This window comes from Streptomyces sp. NPDC001393, from assembly GCF_053597455.1.
In genome coordinates, this window is record NZ_JBSFIH010000061.1 from 44,428 (window position 1) to 51,341 (window position 6,914).

The 6,914-nt window shown below is 70.9% G+C and carries 6 protein-coding genes; 2 read left to right on the top strand and 4 right to left on the bottom strand.

The window, feature by feature from the left end:
- Window positions 1-129: 129 nt before the first annotated feature.
- The 3 genes from ACWC2T_RS38910 to ACWC2T_RS38920 form a co-directional block, all read right to left on the bottom strand.
- Window positions 130-2,526 carry a glycoside hydrolase family 65 protein gene (locus ACWC2T_RS38910; RefSeq protein ID WP_450675049.1) on the bottom strand — a complete coding sequence of 799 codons (2,397 nt, stop codon included), beginning with the start codon at window positions 2,524-2,526 and terminating at the stop codon, window positions 130-132.
- Window positions 2,523-3,266 (bottom strand): beta-phosphoglucomutase family hydrolase, encoded by a 744-nt coding sequence (locus ACWC2T_RS38915; protein WP_450675050.1) that lies wholly within the window; start codon window positions 3,264-3,266, stop codon window positions 2,523-2,525. Before ACWC2T_RS38915 ends, ACWC2T_RS38910 begins: the two co-directional genes overlap by 4 nt.
- A gap of 150 nt (window positions 3,267-3,416) precedes the next feature.
- On the bottom strand, window positions 3,417-3,884 hold the full coding sequence (locus ACWC2T_RS38920; RefSeq protein ID WP_450675051.1) for a winged helix-turn-helix transcriptional regulator: 468 nt from the start codon (window positions 3,882-3,884) through the stop codon (window positions 3,417-3,419).
- Window positions 3,885-3,972: 88 nt separating this feature from the next.
- Here ACWC2T_RS38920 and ACWC2T_RS38925 point away from each other — a divergent pair, with 88 nt between their 5' ends.
- Complete coding sequence (locus ACWC2T_RS38925) at window positions 3,973-4,467, top strand: PaaI family thioesterase (RefSeq protein ID WP_450675052.1); 495 nt, start codon at window positions 3,973-3,975, stop codon at window positions 4,465-4,467.
- A 165-nt stretch (window positions 4,468-4,632) separates the two neighbouring features.
- Here ACWC2T_RS38925 and ACWC2T_RS38930 read toward each other — a convergent pair whose 3' ends face one another.
- Window positions 4,633-5,709: a S1 family peptidase gene (locus tag ACWC2T_RS38930; RefSeq protein ID WP_450675053.1), complete on the bottom strand. Its 1,077-nt coding sequence runs from the start codon at window positions 5,707-5,709 to the stop codon at window positions 4,633-4,635.
- A 624-nt stretch (window positions 5,710-6,333) separates the two neighbouring features.
- Between ACWC2T_RS38930 and ACWC2T_RS38935 the strand changes: the two genes are divergently transcribed.
- On the top strand, window positions 6,334-6,914 hold a 581-nt coding region (locus tag ACWC2T_RS38935), incomplete at its 3' end, for a hypothetical protein (RefSeq protein ID WP_450675054.1).

Below are 6,914 nucleotides of genomic sequence, written 5' to 3' on the forward strand. Positions count from 1 at the left end.
CCCAGGTCCGGAAGCCAGGGCACCGATTCGGGCCATTTTATCGCTGCTCATCCCACAGCCTGGTGCCAATCCGCTGACTGGTGGTGACGGTCCGGCATCACCGCGTCACCCGGTTCGGCCCCTCTCCGGCTACTCCTGGGTCTCTGCCCGGTGTTCGTCCCCCGCGGGAAGGCCCTCCGGACGCCGGCCCGGCGGCTGTTGCGGCTCGGGGCGGGTCGGTGTGGGAGGCAACGGGCAGTCCACCGGGGCGTCGGCGGTCACGGTCCTCGGCTCGCCGTGATGCAGCAAGTCCATCGGTTCGCCTTCCAGCAAGCGGTAGCGCGCATGGGACGGGCCGATCTCCACCTTCAGTCTGCGGCCGCGCACCAGCACCGTGAAGGCCACCCGGGACAGCGCCTCGGGCAGGCGCGGTGCGAACGACAGCACGCCCGGATTGCCCTCGTCGCCGAAGTACCGGCGCATCCCCCCGAAACCCGCGACCAGGGCGATCCATGTTCCCGCGAGGGAGGCGATGTGCAGCCCGTCACGGGTGTTGTGCTCCAGGTCGTCCAGGTCCATCAGCGCGGCCTCGCTCAGGTAGGCGTAGGCCAGCCGCAGATGTCCGGTCTCGGCCGCGAGCACCGCCTGGCAGCACGCCGACAGGGAGGAGTCCCGGACGGTCAGCGGTTCGTAGTAGGCGAAATTGCGCGCCTTCTGCTCGTCGGAGAAGAGGTGCGGGCACTCCATCATCGCCATGACGAGGTCGGCCTGCTTCAGCACCTGCCTGCGGTACAGGTCGAAGTAGGGGTAGTGCAGCAGCAGGGGGTAGTTCTCGGGTGGGGTCGCCTCGAAGTCCCAGTGCTGGAAGGTTGTGAAGCCGGCCGACTGTTCGTGCACGCCCAGGGACTCGTTGTACGGCATCGCCATGCGGGCCGCGGCGTCCCGCCACGCCGCGGCCTCCTCCTCGTCGACACCGAGTTCCTCGGCGCGTTCCGGATGGCGCGTGGCCACGTTCGCGGCGGCGAGCAGGTTCTGCCGGGCCATCAGATTGGTGTACAGGTTGTCGCGGGCAATGGCGCTGTACTCGTCGGGGCCGGTGACCCCGTCGATGTGGAAGACGCCTTCCGCGTCGTGGTGTCCGAGGGACCGCCACAGACGGGCGGTGTCCACGAGCAGGTGGAGTCCCTCGCCGCGCTCGAAGTCCTCGTCCCCGGTCACGAGGACGTACCGTACGGCGGCCAGGGCGATGTCGGCGTTGACGTGGAAGGCGGCGGTCCCGGCCGGCCAGTAGGCCGAGCACTCGGCGCCGTCGATCGTCCGCCAGGGAAACGCCGCCCCGGCGAGCCCCAGCTGACGGGCGCGTTCGCGGGCCGCAGGCAGCATCCGGTGGCGCGCCCTCAGTGCCGATGCCACGGCCGTCGGCGCGGTGTACGACAGTACGGGCAGGACGAAGGACTCGGTGTCCCAGAAGGAGTGCCCGTCGTAACCAGTGCCGGTCAGGCCCTTCGCGGGAATCGCCCGGTTCTCGCCGCGGGCCGCCGCCTGGAGCACATGGAAGAGAGCGAACCGCACCGCCTGCTGGATCTGTGCGTCGCCCTCCACCTCGACGTCCGCGCCGGCCCAGAAGCGGTCCAGGTACGCCCGTTGCGCGGCGACGAGCCCTTCCCAGCCGGTGCTGACCGCGGCCGCCACCGCTCCGTCCACCTGATCGTGCACGGCCGGCAGCGAACGCTCCCCCGACCAGCCGTACGCCACGAACTTCACCAGCCGCAGCGGCTGTCCGGGCACGAGGTCCGCCGTCACCGTCAGCCGGCTGACATCGGGCTCGCTCTGCGCCGTCCAGCTCGTGCTCGCCGGTCCGTCGACGAGATGGTCGGCTGCCGCCCCCACCCGCAGTGCGCTGCGCTCGGTGCGGTGGACGAGCCGCAGCCGGGTTTCCTGCGCGAAGTGCTCCTCGGGCACCAGCGGTGACTCGGTCGCCGCGGCGACACGTGGGTCGCCCTCGAACCGGGGCAGCTGTTCGTTGGCGACGAGCTCGGACTGTACGGCCACCGTGGTGGGCCCGTCGACCGGCTCCACCTCGTACACGATGGCGGCCACCGCCCGCTGGGTGAAGGACACCAGCCGGCGTGAGGTGATCCGCACCGTACGGCCGCCGGGCGAGGTCCACTGCGCGCTGCGGCTGAGCACACCGGACCGGAAGTCCAGCACCCGTTCGTGCGCGCGCAGTCTGCCGTAGCGCAGATCGCACGGGTGGTCGTCAACCAGCAGCCGGATGACCTTGCCGTCGGTGACGTTGATCATCGTCTGGCCGGACTCGGGATATCCGTAGCCGGCCTCCGCGTACGGCAGGGGGTGCCGCTCGTGGACGCCGTTGAGGTACGCGCCGGGCAGTCCGTGCGGTTCTCCCTCGTCGAGGTTGCCGCGCCATCCGATGTGCCCGTTGGACAGGGCGAACACCGACTCGCTCTGTGCGAGCACGTCCAGGTTCAGCTCGGTCTCGCGCAGGCACCACGGCTCGACCGTGAAGCTCGGATGGGTGATCACGGCGCCTCCAGAAGTTCGCCCAGGTCGCGGACCACCACATCCGCACCGTGCGCCCGCAGCTGCTCCGCCTGCCCCACCCTGTCGACGCCCACGACGACGCCGAACCGGCCCGCTCGGCCCGCCTCGACACCGGCCAGGGCGTCCTCGAACACAGCCGCTTCGTGCGGATCCGTCGCCAGGCCCCGGGCCGCCTCCAGGTAGGTGTCCGGGGCCGGCTTGCCCCGCAGCCGGCGCTCGCGTGCCACGACTCCGTCGATCCGCTCGTCGAACAGGTCCTCGATGCCGGCCGCCACCAGGACGTCCCGGCAGTTCGCGCTGGACGACACCACCGCGCAGCGCAGACCGGCCTCCCGGACGGCGCGCACGAACCGGACCGAGCCCTCGTACGGCTCCACGCCGTCCTCGCGGATCCGCCGCAGCACCAGCTCGTTCTTCCGGTTGCCCAGCCCGTTCACGGTCTCGGCCCCCGGCGGGTCCTCCGGCGATCCCTCGGGCAGCCGAATGCCGCGGGCCGCAAGGAACGTGCGCACGCCGTCCGCACGGGGGCGCCCGTCCACGTACTCGTCGTAGTCACCGACCGCGTCGAACGGCACGAACGCGGTCCCCTCACGCGTCGCGCGCTCGCGGAGGTAGCCGTCGAACATCTCCTTCCACGCTGCCGCGTGCACCTTCGCGGTCTGCGTGAGCACCCCGTCGAGGTCGAAAAGGCAGGCACGGACATGAGCAGGAAGCCCCAGCATGTCGCCGAGGCTAGAAGCCGCCCGCGGACGCCCGGGACAGATCAGCCTCGGGCGCGCCGGAAGACACCCGCTCGGGCCAGGGCGCTGAGCGCCACCGGAAGTGCCGTGTGCGAGGCGTCCCCGACGCCTCCCGGAACGGGCGACCCCCCTTCAGGTCACCGCGTGCGCGGAGGCGCCGGGGCGCGTGTACGCCTGTCGTGGGACGAGCTGCCCGTGATCGCCCGAGCAGATGACGACGGCTTCCACCTGCTCGCCGCAGTCACGGTGGCGCACCTCCAACGGTGGCCCCTCGGGGTCCGCGGTGTAGCGATCGCCCCACTGCTTCAGGGCGATCATCACGGGCCACAGATCCCAGCCCTTCCGGGTGAGCCGGTACTCGTGGCGCGTGCGGTGTCCCGGCTCGCGGTAGGGGGCGGTCTCCAGGATGTCCGCGGCCACCAGTTTGCGCAGCCGGTCCGCCAGCACCGCCTCCGACAGTCCCACGTGCCGACGGAAGTCGTCGAAGCGGTGTACGCCGTTCATGGCGTCACGCAGCACCAGCAGCGACCACTTCTCGCCGATCAGGTCGAGGGTGCGCTGCACCGTGCAGTTGTCCGTACTGGTCTCCAGCCAGGTCATGCGGTCATCGTAGGCTGGCTGCGACATTGACAGCCAGATCCCCGGCTGGCTAGCTTCTGTTTGTGAAGCCAGCAGGAGGAAGAGGCCGATGACGAGGTCACGCACGTTCGAGTGGCAGGATCCGAGCACCTCTGCGGCCGCCGTCGGCCAGGAGAGCGGTCTCGACTTCCTGCGCAGGGTGCTCAGCGGACGCCTGCCCGCCCCGCCCATCGCCGCGACCCTCGGATTCACACTGGAGCAGGTTGAGTTCGGCAGCGCAGTCTTCGCCCTGGAACCGGGCGAGGAACACTACAACCCCATCGGCAGTGTCCATGGCGGGGTCTACGCCACTCTCCTCGACTCAGCCGCAGGCTGTGCCGTGCAGTCTGTCCTCCCGGCGGGCATGGGCTACACCTCGCTCGACCTCAGTGTGAAGTTCCTGCGGCCGATCACGGTCGACACCGGCAAGGTCCGCGCCATCGGCACCGTCCTCAACCACGGCCGCCGCACCGCCCTGGCCCAGGCGGAACTGCTCGATTCCGAGGACCGCCTGCTCGCCCATGCCACCAGCAGCTGCATGCTCTTCCCGGTCTCTCCGAGCTAGCCGACGGCAACCGTCCGCTCGACGGGCCTGACGCGGCAGGGCCACGATGACCTGGTGGCCGGCGTTGGCCGGTCCGTCGACGAGGCTGTGGGAGGAACCTCAACCGGGCCCATGACAGGTCCGGTTGAGGCACTCCGGTCGGCCGGAGAAATTACGGTCTCCCGGCTACGGAAGCGTCGCGCCCTCCGCGCTCAGCGCCGCCGGCACCGGCTGGAAGAAGGTTTCGCCGCCGGAGGTGCAGTCACCGCTTCCGCCCGAGGTCAGCCCGATGGCCGCGTCGCCGTCGAAGAGCGCGCCGCCGCTGTCGCCGGGTTCGGCGCACACATCGGTGTCGATGAGCCCGGAGACCGTGCCCTCCGAATAGTTCACGGTCGCGTCCAGTCCGTTGACCGTCCCGCCGTGGACACCCGAGGTGCTGCCGCTGCGCTGGACCGATTCGCCCACGTAGGCATCGGCGGCGTGGGTGATCTGCTGGCTGCTGCCGTCGTAGAGGTCGACGGCGCTCGAGTGGTCGCTGTTCGCGTCGTCGTACTGGACCAGGGCGTAGTCGGTGCCGGGGAACTGCGAGTCGACGGTCTGGCCGACCTCGCCGCCGCCCTGCGAGTCGGACCAGGTCGAGGAGGCGTTGCCGCAGTGCCCGGCGGTCAGGAAGTACGGCGCGCCGTTCACCGTCACGTTGAAGCCGAGGGAGCAGCGGACACCGCTGCCCCAGATGGCGTCGCCGCCCGCGATCAGCGGCTTGAACGCGGAGGCGGCCCTGCGTACGACCACCTTGTCGCCGAGCGAGTCGACCACGGTGCTCAGCCGGTTGCGCTTCGCTCCGGTGACCGTCGGGTCGACGGTCACGACCACCTTGTCCTGACGGGGGTCGATCGCCCAGGCGGTGCCCGCGATCCGGGCCCGCCGGTTCAAGGTGCCGAGCACGGACCGGAGTTGGACCGTGGAGTAGCGCACGGTTCTGGGCACGGCACCGGCGTTGCGGACCTGGCCCGCCGCGGCCGGATCGGTGATGTCGACGACGAACCGGCGGGCCGCGGCGTCGTAGTAGGTGCCGGCGGCACGGTCGCCCAGGCGGGCGACCAGGTTCGCGGCGACCGCGGCACGTGCCGCGGCCGGGGTGGCGGCGGCCGGAGCGGCGGCGGCCGTGGCCGAGCCGGGGAGCAGGGCGGCGCCGGCGGTGAGGACCACGGCGCTCGCTCCGGTGAGCGCGCGGGTGGTGCGAGCTGTGCGACGTTGCGACATGTGAGGCCTCCAGTGGGGGTTGCCCCGCTCGCTCACCGAGTCGGGGCCGGAGGGATGGCAGGCCCGGGGACGGCGACCCAGAGGATTCGACGTGGCCATGCCAAACGCGTCGAGTATGGCGACGCCCGCACGCCACAACAAGGACGCATTCCGGCCGTGCCTGCGCCGGGACGGGCGATCCCCGGCGCAACCGTCTCGGCACGCCGGACCTCGTCGCCGGCTCGGGGTGTTCACGCACGGTGCGCGCCATCGGAACCGCAGTCCACGCTCGGTTCCTCTACGGCTGGCCGGAACGCAGCTATCCCGTCCGGAATTCGGAACACGCGTCCCTCATTTGGACCACTCTTGGCTCGCCGATGACCTGCCGCGGCGGCACCGGCATGCCGCGTTTGACGGTTCGTTCACCCGGGTCTCACCGTGCCGTGCATCGGCACGGTGAGACCTGACGACCGCCCATGAACTCCCCTGATTACGTTGTCGCGGACGCGCTCTGCTGGCGGGTGCTGTGGGGCAACCGGGCGCCCTCGGAGTGGCGCGGGTCGCCGGGCTGCAGCTGCCGTTCGGTGCAGCCGGATGCCCCAGGCAACTCGTTAGACTGACGAACGATCGACAGAATGGGGGGCCGTGCGGATGCTGATCGCACAGTGGATGCCGCGCAACGGGGAGCACGTCGGACCCATCTCGACCGGGCCCGCCGTGGCCCTGCTCGGGGCCGGTGGGGTCGTCGTCGTGGCGGCCGGCACGGCGGCCCTGCTGATGCGCCGACGACACGATTCCGGATACCTGATCGGCTGGCTGCTCGGGCTCGGACTGACCATGTGTGTGGTCGGTGGACTCGGGCTGCTGGTCCGTCACTCCGAGGACCGGCAGGACAGCGACGGGCTCCACACTGCCGGCCGTCGGATCATCGGCGCGGCGCTGGACTCCACCCGGAACTGTGCGACCGCCGCCCCGGAACCCACGTTCGCGTACCCGAGCGACCTGACGTCCGGTGGCCCGGCTACGTACACTCCGCAGCCATGCAGTACGTCGCCGCGCGAGGCACAGTTGGACTCGATGGTGGTGACCGCCCAGGGCGTGTGCCGGACGCAGGAGACGGGGGGCCAGACCTGTAGGGTCGGGGGCTGGCGCGGTGACGGAGTACGTCCGCTCCGTTTCCAGCCCCCGCCGCTTCGAACCGTGCATGCGGTTCTCCCGCACACGGC